We start from the raw sequence: 26,676 nt of genomic DNA, 5'->3' as shown, positions 1-26,676 counted from the left end.
GTATTGTAACTCCGTTATCTAATCAGTAGCTAGTTCAGTAGCGCTACCCCGTTAATACAAGCTGTATACATCTCGTGAAGCCACTTATGGAACCTGTAAGGGAGCTGAACCGAAGAGGAGAAGGGGGCGACCGGATGTGTTGAGCTGAAATAATTGAGACATGAAAAGTGAGAAAATAAAAAGAATGAAAGTAGGTACCAACATGAGAAAAACACAAAGGTTTCCTTTTCGAAAAATCTTTTCTCCATCCCCTAAACCACCTCTTACGAGACCTCGTCCCTTCAGGGCTTATTCCTTTGTTCCTTTTAGTCCACTAGCCATGCTTGACCCCACTATTCTGACCCTAGGAGGCATTGTCTTAGGAATTGCTATCATCGAACGGATATTAGAGAGATGGGGTGTCATTGATCTGGTTGATCAGTTCGCAAAGGTAATGCGCTTTATCTTGCCTGTCACCTTTTATGGAGCCTTACTTTACTTCTTTGCGACATTCATGTTTTGAGGAGGGGTTAGATGTTTGAGAAACTAAAATTGCGTGGAAAGCTTATTAAAGCGTTTCGTACAGCAGAAATTTATAGAGTCATAAAGCATGGGGATCGTACCTCCTATCAATTTCCTAAAATTCATAAGATCGATCACCATAATAACTATACTCGGTATGCCTTTTCTTTACTTAATGGCATTGATCCTGAACTCTTAACGAAAAAAAGATGGGCATTACGCCAAGTATTAGGCAGCAATATTGAAATAAACGGCAGCTTAAAGAATTTTAGTATTACAGTTCATCACAAAAGTCTACCTAAGATGCTTAACTACGGTTATGAAGTCATACATCCTCATATTGAGAAAATGGAGCTTCCGGTATGCATTGGTCAAGATATCTATGGAAACCCTGTTTCATGGGATTTTGCGGATTTAGAAACCTTACTGATTTCTGGCGAAATTGGAGCCGGAAAAAGTAGCCTCATGCGTGTGATCCTCACAACATGGGTGAAATATACCTCTCCTGAAGACTTGCGCTTAGTGTTAGTGGATCTTAAACGAGCTGATTTGGGGTTGTTTCATGGGATTGAGCATGTGGATGCACTTTGCTTTGAGGCAAAGGATATGAGAAAACCTTTTGCTTTATTACGAGCTGAAATGTACCGAAGAGGCGATTTATTGTTAGAGCATGGAGTCACACATATAAGCAGACTACCTTTTAAGCTGCCTCGTATTGTGGTGGTAATTGATGAAATGTCCATTGTGAAGAGAGAAACAGATCTCGTAGAGATGATTCAACAGTTTGCGAGTCAAGGTCTAGCATTAGGTGTTCATACGATTATTGCGATGCAGCGTCCGGATGCCGTTTTGTTGAATTCAGCACTAAAAGCAAACTTACGGGTTCGGATCTCTGGCAGGCAGGCCGATGTGACAAATGCAAAAGTAGCCGGAGTAATTGGTGCAGAAAAAATCGATGCTGCAGCAAGGGGACGAATGAAAATTAAAATTGATGAGATGAAAGAGTTTCAAGCCTACTTCTTAGATGAAGGAGCTTGTAAGGAAATACTTACACCTTATAAAACGCTCGTGAAAGATCCAGAACCAGAACTAGAAGTGGAAGTGGTATCACAGTCTATTTTTGGGTTATTAGAGAAGGAGGAGCAGCGATGAGTTTCCGTTTATCTCAACGTGATAAAGATATCATAGCGTTTATTAATCAGTTTAGAGCTGTGGATCGGGACTCATTAGTTGACCTATTCTTTAAACAGCTCAAATCGCCCGTAAATGCTTGCAATAACGTCATGGTACGTCTAATATCGATTAGGACTCATTGAACGCACACAGCAGTATTCTCCGACCGTTTATTTGCCTGTGAATGTAAAGATCTAAAAGAACTCTCAAAAAATATTACATTTCCTTTCTATCTTGGATGTCTATAAACAAATGTGTACGTATAGCACACCTAAACAGGTCATTGTTGAAGATAAGCCTACCGGACGAAAAGGAGGCATTGAACCGGATCTGTTCTGTATTTTTAAGGGATCACCTTTTTGGATTGAAATACAACGCAATCAGTATTCAGAACAGAAAATGCAGGATAAGATTAATTTATACGAGGAGTTTTTCTTTTCGGATGAGTGGAGATCTTTGCATTGGCAACCTGAGGACAGATCAGCGATCTTCCCTTATGTCATTTTGATTATACCTGTTCGTTATGCTGTTACTTCTGACCATATCCGCATTATACAAGTAGCAAGTATTCATGAATTGATAGAGAAACATAAAAGTTCTTATAAAAAACAAAGTAAAGAAAGACCCAAAGTAGTATCATCGTCAAATGGAATTAAAATTAACCTAACATAGTAGACTGAGAAAATATGCTTTCTAAATAAAAAGATAGCTCATCTACACCATTGTAGGACGGATAGCTTTTGAGGGAATTCATAAACTGGTTTATAAAAAGTTTGCATAAAACAGAAAACTATCCTAGTTAGAATCCTTACTCTCTGAAGGGTTCTTTTTTTATGAGATGTTTTAGAAAAAGTGATTATGGTGCGACAAGAAGTCGCTTTCTAACGCTACTCATCTAGACGCGAAGGTGATCTCCGTATGAAAAAGCATGTTTGGTAACGAGCCTGTCGGTTGCATGGAGGAATGGAAAACAGAGGAGAGAGGCATACTCCAGAATATTACTATGGGAAGATAGTTATAGTAAAAAAAAGGGAAGGTTCGTAAGCGCCAGAGTGCGTCCCGAGTAAAGGGTGATAATCTATTAATTAGAATCATTACAAAGTTTACTTATTGTATTTTTGTTTATTTTAGTAATTTCACTTAACTTAGTTTGAGAATATCCTTCTTTATCTAGAAACCTACCTAATTTGCTTCGCTTATTTCCTTTACTCCACAAGATAAAAACCTCCTTTTTAAGCAGGTTTGACTAAATTTCTTAAAAATATTCATCTTTTCAAAGAAAAATAGGAAAGATAGACAAGCATTCTTCATATGCTAAAGTACAGAGCCAGAAAAATATATGGGCTTAATAAATTTGTTTAGAATGATGTCGATATTTTTGTCATAATCATATAGCATGAATACAGTTAAGACCGCCTTATACACTGATACATAATGGGCGGTCTTTGTTGTGAATATTCATAGGTTTATATATTTTTCCAAACAGAATATAATAGCCATTCAATTCTACAAATAAGTCGAAAATGAAATATTTTCAAGATTATACTTTATTCAAATAGATTGTCTTTAGTTTTAATATCAATCATTCCATCTTCTGAGACAATAACAACCAGGACTTTCATTTCTTTGTCTACACAATAGTTAATGTAACGCAACGCTGAATTAAACCTAGCCCCTCTAGCACTATTACCTATATCATCACGAGATACTCCATCCAATATGCAACCAATTGCATGACAGCCCCCCATCGGATCTAACATAACAGCGCCATCAATAGATGTTAAGCCATAAATTAAATTTAAATCATTTATTAGTGTAGGCTTGATAGGAAAACAGATGCGACTTAATCTTTGAGCTTCCTCCGCAGCCAGTTCGTTAATAACTATCATGGTTCCATGCTTTTGTTTTCTTGCTTCCTCTATAAAATTCCATACATCTTCATAACAATCTTCGTCCTCGTCACAGCATGTACCAAATATCTTTTTACATTCATTGTTGAATATATTCCTATCAATCACCTGCTTAGGTAAAGACGGTATTCCATAAGATACATGGATCATGATGTCATTATTATTGTTTCTAAGTTCCCAGCACCCTTGACTGTTAAATTTAATAGTAAAAACCTCGTTATAATAGATATTATCTCTATATTTGTATCTGTAATTATTCGTAAAAACCCCTGTACCACATATGTACTCACCATCACAAATTAAAAATACATCGTCATGGCTAATCTCTAAAAGTTTTCTTATAGACCTAAGATTTTCACTATCTCTTAAGGAGATACGCTTTTCAAGTTCAATAATACTATTTCCATGATACTCTGGCTTAAATTCATCGAAAAATATAATTTGTCCTTTACTCTCTTCTCCTTCATACTTTAAAAGAGACAAATTGTGTATCTTATCATATAAATTATATCCATAGGCAAATATCTCTTCATTTACCCATCGTCTACCTAATCTTTGGGAGTAATCTTCTATTAAATCATCTCTCGCATCCTGAGAACCAAATGCCTGTTGATGAATTCTATAATGTAAAAACTCATAAAAACGTGAATCCCTGCAATTATTAATTAAGAATTCATTAGAGTGTTGAATTAGGACAGTTCTATATTCAATAGTCTCACTACCTTTCTCGTGAATTGGCAAATTTGTATATGTCAAATATAACTTTCCTGTTGTATTATAAGCAGTCTCACAGTCTATGAAATCTGTAATTAACTCATACACTTCATCTTCTTGTAGATATGGGCTAAATTCGTTATACATCGCCGGATAATTGGTATAATTTTTAGAAGTTGTAGACTTATTGTAGTAAGTAGTAATTTGATTAATATAGTTCGTTCCGTCAATTCTTTTATATATTACAGAACCTACGATAATGTTAGGATTAGCTCCTTCCATTCCTAGTTTATTAAACAGATGCGAAAATATTTTTAGTGGATCAGTTACTAAACGATCACAAGGGTTATTAAGGTCTGCATTCTGCAAAAGCTCATTGTAACGCATCATTTCTAATTCTTGCTGACTGTAATCAATATGCATTAAAGTTCCTCCTGTATATAACAAGTACTAAATATGTAAATTATAAAAAATACAATTTTGAAAATCTAAATAGTGGGTTTGAGCTTAGTTAAGACCGCCTTAAGTACTAATACATAATGGCGGTCTTTGTTATAAATAATTAAATTCATCATCTTTGTTTCAAATTGAAGTATATTCTACTAAGAAGAAGTATAGATTGGTTAATCGTTATTGCTTTTTTAATTTATTTAATAATGTTCTTAAATATTCAGACAACCTTTCTTCGATTGAACCATCATATCCTGAATAATAAAATATATTTATATTATCTTTTAACTGGGAAAAACTACTCTGAAACACATGTTCTATTTCTTTTGTGAAAATATTTTTTAAATTTCCCGAATATTTATCATACAAAAAAAATGTTAATTGATTATCTTTTTCTGTGATTGCATTGTATTCTTGTAGGGCCAAAAAGCTTGTGTGAATAAATTCGGCAATTGATGTCTTAGAAACTTCATTAAATACTCTTACTGTACATAGGACATTAGCTTGTCTATGATTTGAAGTGTTAACTATTTCATATTCAAAAACATTTCTCTTCTTAAACTCCACAGGTAGTTCACTATTCACCGCATATCCACCAAAAGGTTCTAACTCCAAGTACTTTGTGGTAATAAAACCTGTATATTTTCTAACTAGATAAGATTTCATCATGTCTATTTTAGTAATATATTCGTAAATATTTATTAATTCTGAATGGTCTATTGCTTCAGCATGAACCATTCTATTTCTCAGTGACACTATATGTTTTACGGTTTCATCACTAGCCCATCTTGGATGAAGCATCTCTATTTCTATTAATTGCTTGATCATCATATTCATTGAGGGTCTCATGCGTGCTATTTCAGCATCTATGAATAAAGTAGTATACACCTCACGTATATAACCTTCAAATTCTATATATTTCATTAAGAACTGAGATTGACTTTTACTTTCATTGTCAATTATTTCTTCTGTTTTTACTGTTACTTCCTTTTTCCATCTATAATAAAAAACGCTCTCATTTTCCTTTGACTTTTCAATTTTTTTGTCTAAAAGGTCTAATTCATGTAATTTTTCCAATAAGATTAAAATCAAAGTATTTAATCTAGCGAAATACCAACTTGGATGCTTATCTTTATAATCACTTTCAAGATTATAAACATCCTCTTTAGTAAAGAAGGAAGTTCCTTTTATTTTTATTTTCTGTATCCAAATATGTAGCTGAGTAGTAAAGAAATCAACAGTTCCTCCATCGTATCCTGCCTGTAAAAATTCATCATCTCTAATTAAGTCTATTGCTTCAAGCAGTGTGGCGTCAGTGCTATAAGCTTTTGTATCATGATCACGTAAAAAAAGATATGCTTCGTTATCTTTCCAAACTAAATCTTGTCTAATAAGATGTATAAACCTTCTTGGTAATCTATTCGAATGTAGTATTTTAGATTTCACATAGTTTACAACGGAATATTCATTAACTATATTTGAATCATTAACATAGTTAGAAAATAGCTTAAAGAATCCGTGAGTAGATAACAAAGGAATATGTACCGTATCAGCAAAGATACTTGAAAATAAATCATCATCAGAAGTATGAGAGGTACTAAACTTGTAATAAAGATCTTGCCCTGATACCATGAAAAAACCAGCTAACCCTGATAACATTAAGTGTTTAAGATCACTAATTAAGGTTTCCACCTGTTCAATAGTAGAGATTTTATCTAATTCATCTATAATAAAAATTGGTTTTATGCCCAAAGTATTGAGATCATTTAACATATTGTATAATTGGACTTCAGCAATTTCATCATCATATAGTGACTTTCGGCTTATCTCATCTAAATTGGTTCTTTTTTTACTAGTAGCCTTTTTGATATTTAATAACTCTAGAATGGTCCAAAAAGAAGGAATGCTAAATAAGATTAGGTCAATATATTTATGGTTTTTTAAGTTAATCAACCAATTAACTAGATTATATTTAATATTCACTCCAGCAATGAGAAGAGATCCTAATGCTATTGTTAATCTTTTTAAATTTATTCGTGTATTTAAAGAACTCATTTTCTCATGTTGTATACTATTTTTTTTGAGATATTCAACATCGTAAAAGGTTCTTTCAAACAAAAGCTCTATGGATGTTACGATTTCTTTATCTTGTTTTTTAAGTTCACCAATATCGTAAGTATCAGAGAGTGACATATATACCCCACGTATAATTTTGCGCAGTAGAAATGAATAACTTTCATATTTAGGCAAGTTAATCCTGATAAAGGTGCATCGAGGTGAATTTTCTTTTTTTACCTCCTGTCCCACTTTACTAATGAACGATGTTTTTCCCACTCCACGATATCCAGTGATTAAGTAACAAGTTGGAGTGCCATGAAGAATTTCCTGTTTTATTTGGTATATTAAATCTTCATCCTCAAAAGCAAAAATGTCACTATCATCTTTATAAGGAGCATCGGTGATAATCTCATGCTTCATTAATATTTCCATATATATAGCTCCAACTTTCTTTATTTTTGATATTCATAGACAACAGGAACTTTATCCATTTTCACCATTTTGGCTACAATATAACGGCGATAGCCATCTTTTAAGACCTTCGAATCTTTCTCAATGGTTAAAGTCTCATCTAAGCGCCCTGTACGTTTCACGAAATCAATGACCTTTTGTGTCTTTTCTGGGTTTGGGCGTGTCTTTAAGAACTCTTCAGGTACAATGATGTCTTCAAAGTTCAAAAGATCCTGTGTCCCTTTTGGCTGATTTGGCATTGATTTCTTTTGAGGCGTAGCCTTTTCCTCTTGAACAGGCTTTTCTTTCATTTCCGGCTGTACTATCTCTGATTCTTTCTTCTGTTCGGTTGCTACAGGTTGAGAAACAGGTGCTTGCACTTCTTCCTGTTTTTTAGATTGCATCTTCTTCGTTGACTCAGGAGACGAAGATGCCTCTTGTTTAGGTTCTTTTTTCTCTTGGGACTGATTATTCTCTTTATCATTTTTTTTCGGGAGAACGGTAATCTGAAAACAAATTACCCCTACTTGACCAGGGCATTCATCAATGGAAATGTCTAACGTTGGTTCCTCTTGAATTAAAATCTTTTCATGCATGATGCTTTTCTTCACGAGGCCTGTTTTATTAAAGGCTTTCTTCGCAACAAACACCGTATACGAAATAAAGGTACTCTTCTTTAATCCTTTAGGCGCAGATGGTGACCCTTTTTCACGCATAACAAGGGGTAACCGTATCTTTTAAACAAGAGGATTATATGTAGTTAAACAAAGAGTAAAAAAGGAGGATATTTAACTGTCTCACAAATTCGTATACATTCTTTATTTATGGATTTTTCTCATTAATATTTTCGCTTGATATATTCTAGATTTAACTGTCGATAGAGGAATATGTAATCGAGTTGCTATTTCATTGTAGGATAAATCATCAAAATAAAAATACATAATTACTTTACTATATTTAAGAGGTAAAGAGTGTACCCATTGATATATCTCTTCTTTATCCCATACACCTAGCTCACCTTCTTCATAGTAGCGCAGAGAGTCTAGTTGTACGTGTGCCAGTATCTCTATCTTATCCATACACATTACATTTCGATTGTAGTATCTTCTGAGAAAATCAAGACTTTGATTAACAGTCACACGATATAACCAAGCATAGGTAGACTGTTCACTGTTTGCTCCTCTTTCCATTAATCGAACGTAATACTTTATCCATACTTTCTGAACGATATCTTCTGCTGCGTAAATATCTTTTACATAGGATAAGGCAATTTTAATAAGTTGCCCCTTATATTTTAGTATTACATTATTCAGTAATTCTTTATGTTCAAAATCTTTCATTGTCAATCATCCAACCTTATTAAAGTAACCATTAGTTGTTCATTATCTACTTAAGCTGTCAGCTAAATAAAGCTATGGTATATATCATGTAAATTTTACATATTCGTAGTAATAAAAACCTATTACTATTATAGTTTAAAAATGGTAATTCGTCTTCTTATCAGCTTATGTATAAAAGCTATACGTCAGATATAACGCATGTGTAACTAGATCTGTATGTCTATGGATAATTGGCATAAAAATGCTGTTTTTTTCCGTAATAGGTATCTATCTATACATTTTCTTTTACAATTTACACTATTAACCCTTATTATGGAATTAAACTCAAAATAAGGTGGGAGATGCTTGTATGAGAGCTAAGGTTGAGAAAGCGAACCATGTAGTGATGTTTGAAACAGCTGGTGAGTTTTATGCACACGAAGTGACTCAAGGTCCTAAAGTGGGTTTCTTTGCTTGCCCCTCTTGTGGAGTGAAAGTTTATCATAAACAAGATCATTTCTTTTCACGTGAACATGCGCGTACGTGTACTTACGTACAAGAGCAATCTAAGAAAAAGTTCTAATCCTTGTCTCCAAAAGCTTAGTTTATAAGAATTGCATTGGTTAATTTATACATTTATAGTATAATATCGAAGTTACACTTATGAACATATAAAAGGAGAGTTAGGATGAAGGGACTAAGTACATTAAGAAAGATAGATGCCTTGGGACGTATAGTGCTTCCCATTGAACTAAGAAAAGGAATGAATATAGCTAAAGGCGATTCAGTAGAAATCTTATTGGAAGATGATCATATAGAAATAAAAAAATACGAAGAATATAACAAATGTGTGATTACAGGCGAGATAACGCCTCAAAACCGCAGATATGCAAATAACATGGTTTTAAGTCTGTTAGGCGCAAAAATTTTATTTAACGAAATAAAAGATAAGCAACAAACCTTTGAATCGTAAATTCAAAGGTTTGTTAGGTCGAGCTATTTTTTATGCTGGATACTTTCTAACCAGTTTTGGACAGAAGACCCTAAGCTAGTTGCTCCTACCTTTAATTCATCCATAATATAAGAAATTAAATTGTGTAAACTGTACTCTTCCTTATAAGGGTTATTTTTATTAATAAATTTTAACACCTCTTTTAACTCTTTTATTCTTCCCTGATCCAATTCGTCTTCTAAATGCCGAGTCATGTAGTCATCAACAAAATCAGAATTCCTTATGCTCGCTTCAATTAAAAAAGATGCTGCTAATGCAGGAGAGCAATCTAAAGCATAAGCTAAGCGTTTCAAAATATCATATGTTTCTCCATGTCCATCTTTTAAACGCGTAGAGACACGCTCTTTCTCAATATTTTTGTATAGGTGTCTAATTGGCTCTTTGGACATATCCCCCATATACACAGTGCTACCAAAGCTAAATCCTCTTCTAAAATAATTTGATAGGTAATCCATTACCTTTGAAGAAGCAAGCCCTGATATACAAATTGATTCAACTACATTTTTTACCGGTGTATTTGTAATGTAAGACAATCGATAAACACATTCTTTAAGATCAATTGGAAGAGATGGTTTTACATCCCGTTTTTTGTCACTTCGAATTTTTCTTTTCTTCTCTTCTATTCTCACATAATCACTCCTAAAATCTAAAATTATCTCTAGGACAATGACTTTTTGTACATACCTAAAACATGTATATGGCAGGGGAGGGAGGAGCATGTATATTTTTTTGAGATAGTGGAAAAAACTTATAATAGTAGAACATGAGAGGAGTCTTTTGTATGAAAATGACGAAAGAAGAAGCACAAGAAATCGCAAAAAAAATAAAAGAAAACTCTAATAAGTACGGATTACCTGTGAAAAAAAAGAAAAATGCTAGTGCAACTTAAAAGGGGATATATAAGAAAAGGTCTTCAGTTTAATAAAAAATAGAACACTTATATTTTCCTACTATAGTACGCTGCATAATAAAGATAAAATAAATATAAGCTAACTCAATTACAATAAACTTCAAATTAGATGTGCTGATAATGAGGAAATTAAAAAAGGGACTGCCTAACAAATTAATTTGTTAGGCAGTCCCTTTTTTAATTATGATTATTGGTGACGTAATTTATCAATTTCTTCTGGTGTAAGGTTTGTAAATTCAGCGATTGTTTGGGTATCTAAACCCTTTTGAATCATACTTAAGGCCACCTTTATGATACCTTTCTTTTCGCCTATTTCTTCACCTATTTGTTTTCCTTTTTCTTCCCCAAGTTTCTCAGCTCGTTTTAACGCTGATTTTTCATCTAGTAGTGCTTTTCTTCGTGCTTCATATGCTAATAGCACTTCCGGATCTTGGCTAACACGTTCCCACTCATCCATCGCTTTCTTTAATACTTGATCTTCTTGCATCGCAATCTCCTCCAATACCTGAGTGATTTCTTCATCTTCGGATGCTTCAAGTAATAATAACCATCTCACAAGTTGATCTTCCCGTGGATCTACCTCTCTGTTACGCCATTTTATTAATAACTTAGGTAGCTCCATAAAATGAATTTCCAGCATATCCGTCAAGAGTAATTTCTGCTCTCGCTCATATAACTGAAAAGTGGAGTGATAATCATGAATATGAGATAAATAACGGAAGTTCACAATGTTAATGGTAATCGTTTTACAAAGCTCTCCGTAGTCCATTCCTTCTTTCATTTGACTACTGTACATTTTAGACCAGTAATAGAGTGTTCGTTTTTCCATGTCATGTTTGTTATTAAGCTGAATTTCAATATTAACTCGGCTTCCATCCTCTAACTGTGCGTGCACATCTAAAATAGAGCGTTTATCTTCTTGGTTTTCTTTATTAAAATGCGGATCTAATAACTGCACCGTCTGAATTTTTTTATCATCTGGAAAACGGAGTGCTGCGTTCAAAAAAGCAGCTAAAATAGATTCATTTCCATGTGTGCCAAATAGTGATTTAAATGCAAAGTCGACACGCAAATCTAAACGTTTTGTCATAATACCCTCCATCATTTCCATGTTTGTTATTAGTATACCATGACTGTATCGATTCCTTCTATCTAACACTTTAAGAGTAATTTTATCATCAATACAGTATCTGTCACACCTAATTATTAATGTTCTTCAGACAAAGAAGTAAGAAGGGGATTTAGAATAAATAGAAGTACTCGTGCTGATTGCTATTGCTCATAAATAAAATCCTCTTTACCATTATTCTTTTAGTCCGATCAGGTTCTTTATCCATATAGAAATACATTAAAAATCAATAAACCATGTAAAGCAAAAAAGCCACTAGGATACCTAGTGGCTCAGTATTTTAAAAATCGCTATACTCTTCCAAATCATCGTCGTCTAAAGAACCAGATACCTGCTCTAAATCTGCAATCTTACCTTCTTTTAAGGTTTGACTTTCTGAAGGCTTGTCTTCTAACTGGTCTTGCTTGACTACAAAACCATTAGCTTTAGCTAATTGCTTTAATTCCTGTAGTTCTGAATTGATATGTTCGAGAAGCTCTTCTGTTCTATGTGCTGATTCTACTTGGTTGGTAGATGCAGGATGAAGGTCACGAACAATTAAAGATGAAATATAGTCCCCTAATTTTCGAGACTTCGCATATTTTGCAAGTACGTCATAGACTTCATCACTCAATTGGTTGGTCTTAATCGTAAAGGCGTTTTGACGCTCTGACATGGTTATCACCTACGCTGTTAGGATTTAACGGCTTTCTTCTCAGCTTGTTTCTTTTGAAGGTAACCGATGCTTCGGATTTCTAGGCCAAATAAGTTTAAGTGACGGCTATCTTCTGGTACTTTATGATATTTCTCTGTACGTTCTTCGCCAATCTTTTCACTCATGCTTGTCATAATTGCTACTTCTAGTGTTGGAGCGACACCACCACTATATACGTATTTACGGATTTTATTTGCCGGTGGTGGGGCTACATCATTTAACTTCGCTAGTAAAATTTCCACGTACTCTTTTAAAGAAGATTTAATTTGAGCTGTTAAATCAATAGCTGTACCTGTGTTTTCATTTTTTAACTCGAATTTTTGTTTACCATAGTTATCTAAAATAAATTGGTCAAAAGCACGTAAATCGGTAAACAACTCTGGGAACTTCTCTTTACGTAACTTATCAATATGAGCTAAATAGGGAATACCCTCGATACTTTGGAATGATTCACGGCTATTCGCAGCCTTTAATCCTTCCGGTAAAATGACTACATCAATCGAGCCACCACCGATATCAACCATCACGGTTTCACATTCCACATATTCATTGGCATCTTCACGGTCTTGAAGTGTTAGGTCCTTCTTCAACGCAAAGCGCGCGATTTCTCCTTCTTTCAGGCAAGCACTTTCGTCCACAGCTACTTTTAATTCTTTTTCAAACCCTGGAGTATGAATACGGAACGTATGGTCACCTAGGAAGCGAGTAGCCATGGCTTTTTGCGCTTCGCCAAACGTATTTTCTTTTTTCAGTAACCAAATTGGTAACATCGTAGAAAAATAGTCAATTTCAATGTTATTATCTTTCTGATCTTTTGCATGCAACGCATGGTAGTATGCAATGGCAGCCAAAAATGTCACATAAGGAATATGGCTTGTAATTTTGTTATGTAAACGATTAATGTGATTGTTTGCAAGTTGTTGGCTTGCTGCAATGTCACCCACTAAGAAATAACGTTCTTTTTCTTCGTCACCGATTTTCGTAGATAGTAAGATACGCTTCTTAAATTCTTCTGGTGCTGTTACGGCATCAGTAAAGAATGAATCAGCAGCTTCTTTTTGGAGTTCTACTACGTTAGTTGGAAAGTCAAATAGGTATCCATCAATAATATTCATATCGACTGAGTTCCCACAGTCCTTATTAAAACGTGAAATTTTCATCTCTATACACCTCATTTTTAAGTTGAACTTCTGTTGAACTCATTATACATGAAAAAGGGGAAATGTTCAATCTTTAAGTTGAACTTATTTATCAGCAAAAACTTACATATATCAACAATTAATTTCACCTAGTTGAACTTATTTTTAAATTAAAAAAGGTGTACAGAAAGTGCTTTTTTGTATTCTTTTCTTCGCTGTGCTTAAAATCAACCTTTCCATAGAGTATGTTAGCAAAAAGTATCGGTTTTTATCACCCAATATACAGTTAATCAGAAAATGTTTATTTGATAATAGTATCACTGATGACGTGAGGTTATCTTTTTTTAGGTTATGTAACCAATTTATGCGCAATAAAGGTTGAGAAAGCAACTTAATAAACGAACAGAAATCCTAAAAAGAGGAGAAGAAATCATCTAAATTGACTGTATTATTATTTTTTAAAAATAATTTCATAATAGTTTTAATTTTTAAAATTATTTTCAAAATAAGTTGTTAAAAACTCCGGATACGTTTATAGTATTTTTTGAAAGCGCATTCTTTATGTTGGGATTCTTTATACAAGATTAGATTAAAAGGGCGCTAAATAATAAAAAGGGAGCAGAAGCTATGTATAAAAAAATTGGAGGATCTATCTTAGCATCTACATTGATAATCTCATCTATAACAATAGCTGACAGTGCAAAGGCAGAAAGTAGTAACGAAATTGTTAAAGCATTAACTATTGAAGACGAATCTGGAGAAAAGCTTGCTGTTAACGCTGTAAACCAACAGGACAATAACAATAAACTAGTTCTATTCAATGATAAATTCAGTTATTATACCGAAACAAAAAAAGGAAGCAAAGAGGTCATCTTAGAAAAGATAGGACTTAATACATATAAGGTGCTAGAAAAAGCAGATGGAGATAGTCCTATTCCTGAAGAAGGTCTTGTGCTTTCCACAGGCAGTCAGAGTACTGATACTATCCAAGGATTCTTGTCACAGTTAGAGAAAGACGAAACTGTAAAATTAATGGAACCTGTTGAGATTAGAGAAGAAATGGTAGCTCAAGCTATTAACCCTACGAAAGAATCTAATCCAGATGGAGCTCCTTTTGATGGATTTCGCGGTCCTGATCAATTAATTGTATATACTCCAACTTTTGGAGACACCACCAAAACTAATTCCTATGGATATGAAATTACAGTAGAGGATGGATTCGTTACAAAAGTGGGAGGAGGAGGATCTAAAATTCCCAAAAATGGATTTGTTGTAAGTGGGCATGGTGTAGCTGCTTCATGGCTTTCATCTAACTCTATTATCGGAGCCAAGGTTACTGTTGGGAGTAGTGGTGTGGTGAAAATTACTCAAGATGTTGAAAGTTTTGCCTTTCAAAGTAAACAAGCTATTAACCAAGCAAAAGAATCGATAGAGAAAGCACAAAAAGAATATTTAGATGTTGAGATGAGTAAAGCACAAGATTTTCTTTTGAAAGCTGAAAATTTATTAGAACAAGTAAAAGTCTTAAAAGAAAGTGATCCTGTAAAAGCTCTTGATGTGACCCGTCAGGCAACTCAAGCAGCATACGATGCTTATTATTATTCAATACCTTCAAACCTAGCTGAACAGCGTGCTATATGGTATCGACCTGAGGAGACAACACTTGCAGGTGTTAGACAGGTATTAGATCGAATGCAAAAAGCAGGCTTTAATTCGGTTTATCTTGAAACAACTTTTCATGGATATACTATTTATCCAAGCAAAATAATGAAAAAATATGGGTTACCTGAACAACATCCAAATTTCAAAAATGCTAACTATGAAAAATACGGAAAAGATTTGTTACAAGCCTATGTACAAGAAGGTAAAAAAAGAGGACTTAGTATTCAAGCTTGGACAGATGGATTTATGGTTGGTGAAAGTAGTTTAGGAATGCCTTCACAATTTAAAAAATATCCAGAATGGGCAGCTGTACAGCGTCAAAATTCATCAAACAAAGTAATGCCTGATTCATTAAGCAAATATTATTGGATGGATATTGCACAGCCAGATGTTCAAACTTTTTTATTAGCTATCTATAAAGAGATGCAGGCTAACTATAATATAAAAGGATTAAATATTGATTACATGCGTTATCCACACCATAAGTTTGAAGAAAGCTATGGATTTAGCGAAAACATCCGATCGGCTTACAAAAAACAATTTAAGATTGATCCGTACGATATTAAACCTGCAGATGATCCACAAGAATGGGAAAGGTGGGAAGTTTGGCTTCGTAAAAGGGAAAATGATTTTGTAGATCAACTTCACGCTCAATCTAAAGAATTGAACCCAAAATTTATGATGACAGCAACACCTGAGCCTGGGCCGGAAGCAGGTCTAATTAGTGATTGGAAAGAAGATATTGATGGTGTTATTCCACAGGCATACGGGCATGATTTTAATAGTATTCAAAAGACAGTTCAAGATAGTAAAAAATTAATGCCAAAGGGAAGCATGTATTATACAGGCATTTATTCTTTCTACCATCACTTAGATGAAATGGCAAACGTAAATGATGTAGCATCTGCAAAACATGGAACGTCTGGTGTTAATATGTTTGCATTTGGCCAAGCAAGTGCCCCTGCAGTGGATGCTCTTGGAAAAGGGCCGTGGCGGAATAGAGCCGTGAACCCTGGAGAAGAACCTCTTCTAGCAACGGAAAATGTACTAAAAGAAATGGAGAATAAACTAATTCCTGATTATATAAGACAAGGTGCTGTTGAAAAGAAAAAAGGAAAAGAACTACAAAAGATTGTGAAGAAGTTGAGAAGAACTATTCAGAAAAAACCAAGTGAAAGTAACAAGGACTTTGAGTTATTACTTGAACAAATTGATATAAGTGCTAAACAGAATAAGTTAAATAATGACGTAGCTAACAGAATGAAAGAACATCTACAAGAAGCAAATGACTGGGTGAACTACGCCTTAACTAAACAAAAATAATCGATTGAAAACAGGTCTAAGTAAAGACCTGTTTTCTTTTTTTAGAAAGATAGAAACCTGTACCATATGTTTTATATCTAAAAAAGAAATTAATTTTCAAAAAATAATAAAATATAAAAATTATTTTAAAAATTTGTTGAATTTAATGAAAAGTGCTTGTAATATAAAAACAAGAAAACGCTTTCTAAAATATTTTATAGGGGGAATTGTTGGTGAAAAAAAATAAAAAAAAGCTAGTGGTGGGTACACTAGCAGCTGTTCTTTCAGTAAGTCTTATGGCGTGTGGAAACGGAAAAGAAAGTAGTTCAAAAACCTCGGGATCAGCTGATATCTCAGGAAAAGTAACACTTTGGACAGCATCTTTATCAGGAGAACCTTTTGATACATATTTTAATAAGCTAGAGAAGAGGTTTGAAAAGCTTCATCCAGATGTAGATGTAGTTATTGAAGATATCCCCCAAAATGAAATGGAACAAAAAGTTCTAACTTCCCTAACGGGAAGTAACGTACCAGATGTAGTCAATTTAAATCCACATTACATGTCTAATATAGCTGCACAAGGAGGGTTATTGGACTTAACGGATATGGTTAGTGACAAAACGAAGAAATCATTTTTAAAAGGTCCTTATGAATCTGGTGTGTATGAGGATAAGTTATATGCACTGCCTTGGTATTTAACCACAACTATTTCTTGGTATAACAGTAAGAAATTCCAAGAAGCTAACATTGAAAAAATACCTACAAGTCCTCAAGAAATTTATAATACGGCCAAAGCTATCACTAAGGCAACAGGCAAACCCTCTTATTATCCAGTAATTAATGATGGAAATACTATTATGGAAAAAATGGTTTCTTTATCAAATGGAAAGCCTATTGTAAAAGAAGGCAAGGCAGTGTTTGCAAAGAACAAAGATATTCTAAATTATTTTAAGCTTAATCAAAAAATGTATAAAGAAGGTATGATTCCTCAGGAGACTGCGGAAGGATCACTAAAGACTGGTCAAGAGTTATATATGACAGGAAATACAGCATTTTTAGAAGGTGGGGTAACATTCTTAGGACCAATAGAATCGGGTGCTCCCGATATATACAAAGTCTCTAAGGCAGCTCAGCCATTAGAAGAAAAAAATGCACCTGTCAACGTTGCTGTAATGAATTTTGCTGTCCCAGCTAAAACCAAAAATAAAGAAGCAGCCGTGGCACTTGCTGAATTTGTGACAAATGCTGAAAATCAATTAGAATTTTCTAAAACTGCGGGTACAGTATTGCCGGCTACAAAAGAATCACTGAGAGATGATTACTTTAAAAACCCGGGAGATTCACCAAAGTCCCTAGGAATGCTGCAAGCATCAAATTCCTTAGAACGTGCTCAAGTTTTAATTCCTCCGACTGAAAATAGCGCGGAGCTACGTGAATCCACTAAAAATATTTTTGTGAAAAACTTACAGGGAAAACTAACACCAGAGCAAGCTTTAAAACAATTAGCTTTAGAATGGAATAAAGCATTCAATAAGTCCGGTGAAAAAGTAACGTTCTAATAATAAGGAAGAGTAGCTTTTTAAAAGGCTATTCTTTCATTTTTTTGAAAGGAGTGACTAGTTTGAATAAAGAACCGGTTGCGCTAGCCCAAGTGAAAGCAAAAACTATTCAAAAAGAAAAACGTAGATTAAATGCAAAATATTTTACTCCATGGTTATTTTTATTGCCATCTATTGTTATTCTAGGTGTATTTCTCATTATCCCTATTTTAGAGGCATTTAAGTGGAGTTTCCTTGACTATAAAATTATAGCAGACAGTGGTGAATTCGTAGGAATAGAAAATTTCAAAGAAATTTTTAAAGACAAAGATTTCTGGATATCTTTGCTTAATACTATTCTCTTCTTATTGATTGTTTTGCCATTAAATGTGTTTTTACCAATGATTTTAGCTGTATTAGTAAATCAAAAGATTAAGGGTGTAGCTACCTTCCGAATTCTTTATTATTTACCTGTAATTACTCCTATGGTTGTTGCAGCATTAATCTGGAAAATGCTCTACTCACAAAATGGGATAATTTCAGCTCTTTTAGTCAAAATAGGTCTATTTGATTCTCCAACCAACTTACTTGTCCAATCATCCACAGCTTTAATAGGGGTAGCGATGATCACAGTATGGAAAGGTTTGGGATATTACATGATTATTTATTTGGCAGGACTTCAATCTATTCCTAAAGATGTTTATGAGTCTGCCAGTATTGATGGAGCTTCGACTTTTCAAAAATTTAAAAGTATTACTTTTCCGATGTTGGCGCCTTCTGTAACCCTCGTTTCTGTAATGACTATTATTGCAGGTATGAAAGTTTTTGAAGAGATTGCATTAACTACAGGAGGAGGTCCGTCAGGCGCTACAACAACACTCGTCATGTACATTTATAATAAATTTATGGACTTAGATGTAAGTATTGCTTCGGCGGCAGGTTTAATTTTGCTTATTCTTTCGATAGGAGCATCCTTACTTCAAATGAAAATGACAAGCAAGAATGAAGATGATCTAAGAGCTTAATAGATAGGAGGATTACATAATGAAAAAAAACAGTAAAAACATATGGAATTACGCTCTTATGTTTCTTATTACTGTACTGACCCTGGGTCCGTTCCTAATTACTTTGTTTATGTCACTAAAATCATCTGGCCAAGGTATCTACGATGGCCTACTCCCGACGGATCCAACTTTAGCTAATTTCTTCACAGCTTTTAAGAAAGCTAACTTAGGTACTTATTTCCTTAATACCATTATTGTGACAGCTATTGCAATCCCAATAAATCTTTTATTTTGCAGTTTAGCTGCTTATCCTCTTGCTCGTATGGATTTTAAAGGGAGAAGTGTAGTGTTGGCACTTATTATTTCAACTATGATGGTGCCTTTTCAATTGTATATGGCTCCATTATTCCAGCTATCAGGTCAGCTAGGGCTGCAAAATACTCATATTGGATTAATTATTATGCAAGTATCCACAGCATTCGGTATTTTTCTAATGCGTCAAGCCTACCTACGTATTCCCAAAGAGCTCGAAGAATCAGCATATCTCGATGGGGCTAATAAATTTAAGGTCTGGTATATGGTAGCCTTGCCACTTGTAAAACCTACTCTTGTTACGCTTGCTATCTTTACTTTCATGGGCACATGGGGCGATTATTTATGGCCTCTATTAAACACAACCGAAAGCAATATGTATACACTATCAATTGGATTAGCTCAACTATCTCAGAACTTTGATGGTTCAAATCTAAAATTAATTAGCGCAGCATCTATACTAACAACTATTCCAACTCTATTGATTTTCATTTGGTTGCAAAAGTATTTTATTTCTGGAGCAACTGATGGAGCAGTTAAAGGATAATAGAAGAAAATAGTCTTTATGTTTTTCTAAATAATTAAACATTAAAGAGGTGAATACAGATTGAATAGTATTTCTTTTTTTGGTCGGAGTATTCCAATCATTCACGAGGTTGATTGTGTAATAGTGGGAGGAGGGACGGGTGGTGCAGTAACTGCAATCGCTGCTTTAAAAAAAGGGATTAAAACGCTCATAGTTGAGAAGAGCATTTCTCTAGGAGGAACCCAAACAAATGCCCTTGTTTCTCCAATGATGCCTACTCATATTCAAGGATCTGACATAAATCAATTAATTGTTGAACAATTAAATAGGGAACAAGTAGAAACAAATGATGGAACTACAGCGTGTAGTTGGTTTAATACAGAGACCTTAAGCTACGTTTTAGAAAAATTAGTTGTAGAACGTGGAGGACATATTTTATACGATGCTAATTATATAGATTGCATAAAGCAAGAAGATTCTATTACATATATCATCGTTAATACTTGTAACGGATTATCTGCTGTACGAGGCAAAACGTTTGTAGATGCAACTGGAGATGCATTGCTATCAAGAACAGCAGGTGTACAAGTAGAATCAGGAAATTATTTTGGGCAAAATCAGCAAATATCCTTTCGCTTCGAAATGGGTGGCATTGATATTTTAGGCTTAAGAGAATTTATTCTCTCCCAAAGTGAAACATTTTGTAAAATCAAAAACCCTAATTTTTTTGAAATTGTTATGGTTCCAGGAAAAGGACATATCCTCGAGACTTTTTTTCAAAAAGGATTAGAAAACGGAGATTTAAAAAAAGAAGACTTGCGCTATTTTCAGGCATTTACTCAGCCAGGAAAGCCAGGAGTAATGTCGTTTAACTGTCCTCATATTCCATATATAGAAAAAACGACTGATCCTATTCTTCGTTCTAAGGCAGTTACAGAAGGGCGAAAAATGATTCGTAGGCTTTCTGCTTTCCTACCAAAATATATTCCAGGGTTTCAAAATGCTTACTTGTTAAAAGAAGCTTCACAGTTGGGTATTCGTGAATCGTACCGCATTTTAGGGAAGTACGTACTTACCGAACATGACTATCTTAATCGATCTCGGTTTTATGATGGAATTGCAAGAGGGGATTGGTATATTGATGTTCATAGTGTTAACAACCAAGATGAACAAAATGTACGATTTTCGCGCGGCGAATACTATGAAATACCGTATAGATCATTAATTACGAACGAAATAAGTAATTTAATTGCGGTAGGGCGTCATATTTCAAGCACTTTTTTAATGCAAGCATCACTTAGAATTCAGCCTACTGTTAGAGATATGGGGTATGCAGCCGGAATCGCATGTGCTTATTCTGTACAACATCGTATCGCACTCAATCAAATCGACGGTAGCCGATTAAAGGAAGAACTTTCTCTCGTGGAGGGTAATTAAATGGACAACATAAAAGAAGTTCACATTCTAAATCATACTCATTGGGATCGAGAGTGGTATGAAACATTTGAAGAATTTCGCTACAAATTGCGTAACGGGCTACGTTACATTCAAGATTTACTTGAGACTGGAAGAATTGAAAACTTCTTTTTAGATGGACAAACAATTGTATTAGATGATTATCGTGAAGTTGTTAGTAAAGAAGAATATAATCATCTTGTTTCGTTTATTAAAGAAGGCAAGATTCAGGTTGGTCCTTGGTATCTATTAGCTGATGAATTTCTTGTCTCAGGGGAATCTATTTTAAAGAATCTAGAATTAGGCATTGGTAAGGCAGAGTCTTATTATTCTAATAACCATATTGGCTACTTACCAGACACATTTGGGCATAATAGCCAAATGCCTCAAATCTTTCAAGGTTATCATATTGACTCTGCTATCGTATGGAGGGGAGCTGTTTCTAAGACTTTTGAAAATACTTGGCAAGGAGCAGATGGCAGCCGGGTGTTTACATTTGTTCTCCCCCTTTTTGAAGGATATTACCAAACATTTTTAAAACATAGTGACTATAAAGACAAAACCAAATCTTATTTACAGGGGAATGCGCCTTATTTAGTACATGGGAAGGCATTACTGATGAACGGTGCTGATCATACCTATACGTGTGACGATATAAAGGAAAGAATTAAACAGCTTAATTATACATTCCCTTCTATAAAGTTTAAACAATCTCTACTATCTGACTATGTTCGTGCATTCCAAGGGTTAGAAGCAACAGAAACAATTATAGGGGAACAGAGAGATCCTTCTAAAATCTTTATTTTACCTGGTGTTTATTCAACCCGTACTTATTTAAAAAGACAAAATCAACAGTGTGAAGATGAAGCAATAGGTACAATGGAAGCATTAAACGCTTGGACCAACGGAAAGACAAACTCAGAACAATTTATTGAGTATGTTTGGAAACTTATTTTACAAAACCAACCTCATGATAGTATTTGTGGATGCAGTATAGATGAAGTTCACCAAGAAATGGAAACCAGAACACAAAAAGTACTGAGTGCCATTAAGCAATTTGCAACCGATACATTAAATGATGAGTATCCATTCGAATACTTAAATAATCATGAAGATAATGCCTATCTTTATATTGTCAATAATACTCCTATTGCAGATATATATCCGGTCACAACACAAATTTTTGTTCCAGCTTCGCTAGATCTAGGAAGCATTAAGCTTTTCCATGAAGATAAAGAGATAGTCTTTGATTGTATAAATCGTCAAAAGAGAGAAGAATTTTTACGTCATATTCTAAAGGAACCTCATTATGGAGAATACGTTGTGTACGATGTGTCTTTTAATATTAATTTTGGAGGAGTCGAAACAAAGCGAATCCGTATTGAACGAGTAAAAGAGGAACCTATCTTGATTCAAAAAGAAGATGAGAAAAAAATTAAAAATGAATTTTATGAAGTAGAATGTAAAGAGGAAGGCCTCACTATTAGAGATATCCAAAATAACATTCTACATAAACATCAACATCAAATCATTTCCTCTTTGGATGCAGGAGATACTTATAACTATTCTCCTCCTTTGTACGATCAAATTAGTGAAGCTGTGTTAATAGATGTATGTGATGTGGTTAGAGCTAAAACTTTTGAATCTATGAAGCTCATATATAAAATGAAACTCCCTGCTTCCTTAAATAAATCTCGTAATGGCGCAAGCTCTAATTATGTAGTTAATAAAATTGTTGTAGTTATTACGCTTCATAGAGGTAAGAGGTTAATTTCATTTAAAACAACAGTTGAGAATCATTCAAAAGATCAGAAGCTAAGGATAGGATTTGCTACAAACCGGGCAGAGGAAAGTTATGGCGATACAGCTTTTGATTTAGTAAAACGTTCAACTCTTCGTGAAAAAAAATTAGATGTTTTAAAAAATCAAGAGGCAGTAATGAATCAATACCCTACTTATTCTAGTGTAATGGTTAATGAGCATCAAATTGTACATCGAGGACTGCAAGAATACGAAGTCGACTCCTATAAAGGGAGAGATTATATTTATTTAACCATGATTCGGAGCGTTGGTTGGCTCTCAAGAAGAGATCTACGTACCCGTGGAAATGGAGCAGGCCCTGGTCTTGCAACCCCAGAGGCACAATGTTTAGGAACGTACGAATTTGAATACGGATTGGTATTAGGAAAAGATCATCATTCATTAAATAATGCAAAGGCAATGCGTCAGCGTATCTTAACACAACAGTCTTATTTATTGAAAGATGAGAAGAGTTTGTTTTATCAAACTTCAGAAGTTATTGCATTTTCCTCCTTTATTCAAAAAGAAGAGGATTCATTTGATATTCGTATGTTTAACCCAACACTCGAGGAACAAAGTACTGTCCTGAATTTTGGATTTGAAATTGCAGGCTTAGAGGAAATTGATTTTAGAAGATCTATAAAAGCTAAATATAGTCCTTCTACGCAAGTAACAATTTCTTTTAAGCCTAAACAAATTAAGACCCTTCGAGTAAGAAGAAAATGGCCAAACGACCAACAAATGTTCATACCTAAGAAATGAAGGTGATGTTAACCAATGAGAAAATTTTTAGCGTTTGATATCGGAGGTACTTTACTTAAATACGGCATATTAACCGAAGAAGGAACGTTTATTGAAAAATATGAATGTCCCACTGAAGCTCATTTAGGTGGCGCAGCAATAATTGATAAAATTAAGGTTTTTGGAAGAGAGTTATGTATTAAACATAAAGTCAGTGGTATTTGTATTAGTACAGCAGGGCAAGTGGATTCGAATAAAGGAGAAATTTTATATGCTTCCCCTCTTATCCCTCAGTATACAGGTACACCATTAAAAAAAGAATTGGAAACTCATTTTAAATTACCTGTGGAAGTAGAAAATGATGTGAACTGTGCAGGACTGGCTGAGTCATGGATTGGCACAGGGAGAGATGCTAAAAGTTTATTTTGTTTAACTATTGGTACTGGCATAGGGGGCAGTTATATTTTAGACAATAAGTTACATACAGGCCACAGTTTCAGTGGGGGAGAAATTGGCTATATCCCTATTGAAGGAAGTCAATTTCAGGAATTAGCATCCACGAGAATACTAGTTGAAAATGTTGCCAAGCTTAAGGGAATTTCTGCAGATGAGTTAAACGGGAAGCTAATTTTTGATATGGCCCGCCAAAAAGATGAAGTGTGCATAGAAGAAATCAAACGTCTTGTCTATTACTTATCTAAAGGTATTGCCACAATTGCCTATATGATGAATCCAGAGATGATAATTATTGGAGGGGGAATTACAGCACAGAAAGACTATTTATACCCTCTGATTTTAGAACAGTTGAAAGAAGATGTAATGCCTACAGTACTTAATAAAGTGAAAATTGAAATTGCACAAAATCTCAATAACGCCGGAATGATTGGAGCACTTCGTCACTTTTTACTGCAAGAAACTCTACAACCGTTAAAAAGTATCGTAACAATTATTGGTTCCAATACTCATAAACTAACCAAAAGGGAGCAAATGGTTGCTAAATATATAATTTCGAATTTGGAGAGTGTACCTAATAAGACAATCTCCGAAATGTCACGTCAAATTGATGTATCAGAAGCAACTATCACACGTTTTTGTCAAAAACTCGAATTTGGATCTTATAATAAATTACGCTTAATGGCACAGGAAGCAAGTGTTAGTAATCGGTTATATGACCAGGGAGATGTAACTAGTTTAACTAAAGTAAAACAGAGTTATACAAGCTTGTTCAAGAAATTTGATACCTTATATCAATTAAAAGACATTCAAAAATCAAAGCATAAGCTCTCAGTTGCTAAAAAAGTATATCTTTATGGTACAGGCGAAATGTCACTTGTAGCAAAGCAATTAAAGTATAAGCTAATGAAGTCTGGCATAGAAGCTGACTCTTTTTCTAATGCCTACGAAATAGAAGCTTCAATTCCATTAATAGGTTCTAATACAGTCGTTATTTGTATAAGTACATCAGGTTATGCAACTGAGGTTTTAGATGTAATGAAAAAAGCTAAAGGAAATGGAGCTACGACAATAAGTATTACAAGTGAATCGGATTCACCACTATCTCATGTATCGGATATAAAATTACTCATACCTACAGTAGATGACATAGAGGGATATAGTAGCTCTATAAATGAAGTTTCAGCGCTCTATTTACTAGACGTTTTCTTGGAAGAAATGAACAATGAGGATAAAGAAGTTAGTGAAAAAAATATTATGTAAGGACTAATTGCTATGTTTATCTTATCTGCGAAAACAGAACGGAACAAATTTATTTGCGAAACTGGAACCGAAAAATACATTTTAAGACGTATGCCTATTTCAAATTTTTTTATATAAAATTAGTGCTTTTGTTGTCAGTTTATTCGTTCCAATTTACGTCGATAAATCAAGTTAAGCGTAAAATACAATAAGCAATAACCTTGGAGTAAGATAAGCTACCTTTCCTGGATAGACTTATAAAAAAGTCAAAAGTTCAGCTTACAATTAATACTCATAGAGATGCAGCCGACTAAGAAAAGTCAAAGCTTTGGATAGTTTCACTTATATGACGGATAGTAAGTAATTTAAGATATTTTGTCCCTATTGGATGGACTCCGATAGGGATAAAAGAAGATATAGCTCTAGCAAAGTATGTGCCACAGCTGATGTTTCTTAAAGAAATTAATATTGTCAGAAACAACATAATGGAGGCTCTATAATGAATGTATTTGGTTTATCTCTTGAGGAATTGCAAAGTTATCAACCTAAACAAACGAAAAAGAAAGACTTTAATGAGTTCTGGGAACAACGCATTGAAGAAAGTAAGGGACAGTCTTTACATATTTCTCACGAATCTCGTTCATATTGCTTGCCTGGAGTAGAAGTTTACGATGTTTATTTTGAAGGATTTCGTAATTCTCGTATTCATAGTACGTATATAAAGCCTACTGAGACAAATTCTAATGCGCCGACAGCAGTCATTTTTGAGGGATATAATTGGGGAATGCTTCAGCCACATCATGCGTTTCATTATACCATTCAGGGAATTCCTGTTTTGTTAGTAGAAACACGTGGACAAACTACGAAATCCCCAGATCATAATGTATATCAAAACGGAGGGCCTTCAGGATGGACTACACTTGGAATTAAAAACCCAGATACCTACTATTATAGTTATGTATACATGGATTGCTATCGAAGTATTGAAGTAGCTCGAGAATTATCAAACACAAAGGCTATATTATTAGGAGGAAGTAGTCAAGGAGGGGCTCTTGCTCTCGCGTCAGCTGCATTACATAAAGATATAATGTTGGCACTTATAGATGTTCCATTTCTTACTGATTTCAAGAGATCAATTGAGCTTGCATCGCAAGGGCCTTATAGTGAAATCCAACACTATTT

Annotated in this window: 21 protein-coding genes; 12 read left to right on the top strand and 9 right to left on the bottom strand. The window is 34.2% G+C overall.

Features of this window, described 5'->3' with window-relative positions; all coding sequences use genetic code 11:
• Positions 1-513: 513 nt before the first annotated feature.
• Entirely contained in the window at positions 514-1,653 is a 1,140-nt protein-coding gene (locus tag U9R83_RS26505) for an FtsK/SpoIIIE domain-containing protein (protein ID WP_328575479.1), read from the top strand.
• A gap of 273 nt (positions 1,654-1,926) precedes the next feature.
• A complete protein-coding gene (locus U9R83_RS26500) occupies positions 1,927-2,346 on the top strand; it encodes a hypothetical protein (RefSeq protein ID WP_328575478.1) in 420 nt (139 codons plus the stop codon).
• A 409-nt stretch (positions 2,347-2,755) separates the two neighbouring features.
• On the opposite strand, the gene U9R83_RS26495 is transcribed toward U9R83_RS26500, so the two are convergent.
• The 5 genes from U9R83_RS26495 to U9R83_RS26475 form a co-directional block, all read right to left on the bottom strand.
• Positions 2,756-2,890, bottom strand: coding sequence for a helix-turn-helix domain-containing protein (locus U9R83_RS26495; RefSeq protein ID WP_328575477.1), 135 nt, complete (start codon positions 2,888-2,890; stop codon positions 2,756-2,758).
• A 331-nt stretch (positions 2,891-3,221) separates the two neighbouring features.
• Entirely contained in the window at positions 3,222-4,721 is a 1,500-nt protein-coding gene (locus U9R83_RS26490) for a DNA integrity scanning protein DisA nucleotide-binding domain protein (protein WP_328575476.1), read from the bottom strand.
• Between the two features lie 207 nt (positions 4,722-4,928).
• Positions 4,929-7,238 carry an ATP-binding protein gene (locus U9R83_RS26485; RefSeq protein WP_328575475.1) on the bottom strand — a complete coding sequence of 770 codons (2,310 nt, stop codon included), beginning with the start codon at positions 7,236-7,238 and terminating at the stop codon, positions 4,929-4,931.
• A gap of 20 nt (positions 7,239-7,258) precedes the next feature.
• Entirely contained in the window at positions 7,259-7,972 is a 714-nt protein-coding gene (locus U9R83_RS26480) for a plasmid stabilization protein (RefSeq protein WP_328575474.1), read from the bottom strand.
• A 102-nt stretch (positions 7,973-8,074) separates the two neighbouring features.
• Complete coding sequence (locus U9R83_RS26475; RefSeq protein ID WP_328575473.1) at positions 8,075-8,596, bottom strand: sigma-70 family RNA polymerase sigma factor; 522 nt, start codon at positions 8,594-8,596, stop codon at positions 8,075-8,077.
• A gap of 349 nt (positions 8,597-8,945) precedes the next feature.
• Here U9R83_RS26475 and U9R83_RS26470 point away from each other — a divergent pair, with 349 nt between their 5' ends.
• Both U9R83_RS26470 and U9R83_RS26465 read left to right on the top strand, forming a co-directional pair.
• A complete protein-coding gene (locus tag U9R83_RS26470) occupies positions 8,946-9,158 on the top strand; it encodes a hypothetical protein (protein ID WP_047751999.1) in 213 nt (70 codons plus the stop codon).
• Between the two features lie 105 nt (positions 9,159-9,263).
• On the top strand, positions 9,264-9,548 hold the full coding sequence (locus U9R83_RS26465) for an AbrB/MazE/SpoVT family DNA-binding domain-containing protein (protein WP_328575472.1): 285 nt from the start codon (positions 9,264-9,266) through the stop codon (positions 9,546-9,548).
• Between the two features lie 23 nt (positions 9,549-9,571).
• Here U9R83_RS26465 and U9R83_RS26460 read toward each other — a convergent pair whose 3' ends face one another.
• The 4 genes from U9R83_RS26460 to U9R83_RS26445 all read right to left on the bottom strand — a co-directional run bounded on the left by U9R83_RS26460 (position 9,572) and on the right by U9R83_RS26445 (position 13,480).
• Entirely contained in the window at positions 9,572-10,216 is a 645-nt protein-coding gene (locus U9R83_RS26460) for a hypothetical protein (RefSeq protein ID WP_328575471.1), read from the bottom strand.
• Positions 10,217-10,684: 468 nt separating this feature from the next.
• A complete protein-coding gene (locus U9R83_RS26455; protein ID WP_047751996.1) occupies positions 10,685-11,587 on the bottom strand; it encodes an Rpn family recombination-promoting nuclease/putative transposase in 903 nt (300 codons plus the stop codon).
• A 319-nt stretch (positions 11,588-11,906) separates the two neighbouring features.
• A complete protein-coding gene (locus U9R83_RS26450; RefSeq protein WP_221816163.1) occupies positions 11,907-12,281 on the bottom strand; it encodes a hypothetical protein in 375 nt (124 codons plus the stop codon).
• 17 nt (positions 12,282-12,298) lie between these two features.
• Positions 12,299-13,480, bottom strand: a complete 1,182-nt coding sequence (locus U9R83_RS26445; protein ID WP_328575470.1) for an Alp7A family actin-like protein — start codon at positions 13,478-13,480, stop codon at positions 12,299-12,301.
• 606 nt (positions 13,481-14,086) lie between these two features.
• Between U9R83_RS26445 and U9R83_RS26440 the strand changes: the two genes are divergently transcribed.
• The 8 genes from U9R83_RS26440 to U9R83_RS26405 form a co-directional block, all read left to right on the top strand.
• On the top strand, positions 14,087-16,444 hold the full coding sequence (locus U9R83_RS26440; protein WP_328575469.1) for a glycoside hydrolase family 10 protein: 2,358 nt from the start codon (positions 14,087-14,089) through the stop codon (positions 16,442-16,444).
• Positions 16,445-16,656: 212 nt separating this feature from the next.
• A complete protein-coding gene (locus U9R83_RS26435; RefSeq protein ID WP_328575468.1) occupies positions 16,657-17,982 on the top strand; it encodes an ABC transporter substrate-binding protein in 1,326 nt (441 codons plus the stop codon).
• Between the two features lie 62 nt (positions 17,983-18,044).
• Positions 18,045-18,986 (top strand): carbohydrate ABC transporter permease, encoded by a 942-nt coding sequence (locus tag U9R83_RS26430; protein WP_328575467.1) that lies wholly within the window; start codon positions 18,045-18,047, stop codon positions 18,984-18,986.
• 19 nt (positions 18,987-19,005) lie between these two features.
• On the top strand, positions 19,006-19,824 hold the full coding sequence (locus U9R83_RS26425) for a carbohydrate ABC transporter permease (RefSeq protein ID WP_328575466.1): 819 nt from the start codon (positions 19,006-19,008) through the stop codon (positions 19,822-19,824).
• Positions 19,825-19,884: 60 nt separating this feature from the next.
• Positions 19,885-21,240, top strand: coding sequence for an FAD-dependent oxidoreductase (locus U9R83_RS26420; protein WP_328575465.1), 1,356 nt, complete (start codon positions 19,885-19,887; stop codon positions 21,238-21,240).
• Positions 21,241-23,820 carry a glycoside hydrolase family 38 C-terminal domain-containing protein gene (locus U9R83_RS26415; RefSeq protein ID WP_328575464.1) on the top strand — a complete coding sequence of 860 codons (2,580 nt, stop codon included), beginning with the start codon at positions 21,241-21,243 and terminating at the stop codon, positions 23,818-23,820.
• Between the two features lie 15 nt (positions 23,821-23,835).
• Entirely contained in the window at positions 23,836-25,515 is a 1,680-nt protein-coding gene (locus U9R83_RS26410; RefSeq protein ID WP_098598462.1) for an ROK family protein, read from the top strand.
• A 478-nt stretch (positions 25,516-25,993) separates the two neighbouring features.
• Positions 25,994-26,676 (top strand): acetylxylan esterase (locus U9R83_RS26405; protein ID WP_328575463.1); only part of this gene is annotated, 683 nt, incomplete at its 3' end.

This window comes from Priestia sp. LL-8, assembly GCF_036227845.1.
Lineage (GTDB): Bacteria > Bacillota > Bacilli > Bacillales > Bacillaceae_H > Priestia > Priestia zanthoxyli.
The sequence above is the reverse complement of the archived record's forward strand: the minus strand, read 5'-3'. Positions and strand labels throughout refer to the sequence as shown.

Excerpts from the sequence above, each read along its gene's own strand:
- U9R83_RS26485 (WP_328575475.1), bottom strand. The coding sequence starts at position 7,238 with ATGGAAATATTAATGAAGCATGAGATTATCACCGATGCTCCTTATAAA.
- U9R83_RS26455 (WP_047751996.1), bottom strand. The coding sequence starts at position 11,587 with ATGACAAAACGTTTAGATTTGCGTGTCGACTTTGCATTTAAATCACTA.
- U9R83_RS26450 (WP_221816163.1), bottom strand. The coding sequence starts at position 12,281 with ATGTCAGAGCGTCAAAACGCCTTTACGATTAAGACCAACCAATTGAGT.
- U9R83_RS26505 (WP_328575479.1), top strand. The coding sequence starts at position 514 with ATGTTTGAGAAACTAAAATTGCGTGGAAAGCTTATTAAAGCGTTTCGT.
- U9R83_RS26410 (WP_098598462.1), top strand. The coding sequence starts at position 23,836 with ATGAGAAAATTTTTAGCGTTTGATATCGGAGGTACTTTACTTAAATAC.
- U9R83_RS26425 (WP_328575466.1), top strand. The coding sequence starts at position 19,006 with ATGAAAAAAAACAGTAAAAACATATGGAATTACGCTCTTATGTTTCTT.
- U9R83_RS26475 (WP_328575473.1), bottom strand. The coding sequence starts at position 8,596 with ATGAAAGATTTTGAACATAAAGAATTACTGAATAATGTAATACTAAAA.
- U9R83_RS26470 (WP_047751999.1), top strand. The coding sequence starts at position 8,946 with ATGAGAGCTAAGGTTGAGAAAGCGAACCATGTAGTGATGTTTGAAACA.
- U9R83_RS26465 (WP_328575472.1), top strand. The coding sequence starts at position 9,264 with ATGAAGGGACTAAGTACATTAAGAAAGATAGATGCCTTGGGACGTATA.
- U9R83_RS26500 (WP_328575478.1), top strand. The coding sequence starts at position 1,927 with ATGTGTACGTATAGCACACCTAAACAGGTCATTGTTGAAGATAAGCCT.
- U9R83_RS26415 (WP_328575464.1), top strand. The coding sequence starts at position 21,241 with ATGGACAACATAAAAGAAGTTCACATTCTAAATCATACTCATTGGGAT.
- U9R83_RS26480 (WP_328575474.1), bottom strand. The coding sequence starts at position 7,972 with ATGCGTGAAAAAGGGTCACCATCTGCGCCTAAAGGATTAAAGAAGAGT.
- U9R83_RS26445 (WP_328575470.1), bottom strand. The coding sequence starts at position 13,480 with ATGAAAATTTCACGTTTTAATAAGGACTGTGGGAACTCAGTCGATATG.
- U9R83_RS26490 (WP_328575476.1), bottom strand. The coding sequence starts at position 4,721 with ATGCATATTGATTACAGTCAGCAAGAATTAGAAATGATGCGTTACAAT.
- U9R83_RS26440 (WP_328575469.1), top strand. The coding sequence starts at position 14,087 with ATGTATAAAAAAATTGGAGGATCTATCTTAGCATCTACATTGATAATC.